1 protein-coding gene is annotated in these 534 nt (G+C 51.9%); it reads right to left on the reverse strand.

What is annotated here, in order from left to right:
- On the reverse strand, positions 1–534 hold a 534-nt coding region (locus ACLO87_RS17000; protein WP_430224371.1), incomplete at both ends, for a hypothetical protein.

Here is a 534-nt window from a genome sequence, read left to right on the forward strand (position 1 = left end):
GTCATCGTAGGGCGCGGCTTTTGCTTTCCAGCGATAGGTGCCAGGTAAGGTACTGGAGAGGGTGACAGTGCCCTTTTCTTTATCTTGTTTGGCAATAAAAACGCAGGGGTTATCGGTCGAGCAGGGCTTGTTGGTTAACGTCACTCGTTTGTCCTGCGCGTCGTAAAGCTGAGGCGTAAGGTTATCTTCCGGCAACGCATCGCCGTTGCGGTCGGTGTTATCGCCAAAGCTGTCGGTTACATCGAGATCCATCACTACACCATCAACGCCATCTGCCTGTGCGCTGGCTTCGTGGCTGTGGTTGTTCTCTTCTGGCACGTTCGCGATGTTATTAACAATCAACTCTATTTTACGGTCCTGCTGAACGGTGATTTCCACCACGCCAGAGTTCTGTCGGTTGCCCTTTTCATCTTCCAGCGCCAGACGTACTCGCCAGGTATTGAGTTTTTCTTGTTCGGCTTGATCGGAACTGTACTGCCAGGCAGGCAGCACCAGGTTCCAGTGGTTATTGTTACCCTCTGTCAGAGTATTCTC

The organism is Paenalcaligenes sp. Me52 (genome assembly GCF_050487965.1).
In the GTDB taxonomy this organism is placed as follows: domain Bacteria; phylum Pseudomonadota; class Gammaproteobacteria; order Burkholderiales; family Burkholderiaceae_B; genus Paenalcaligenes.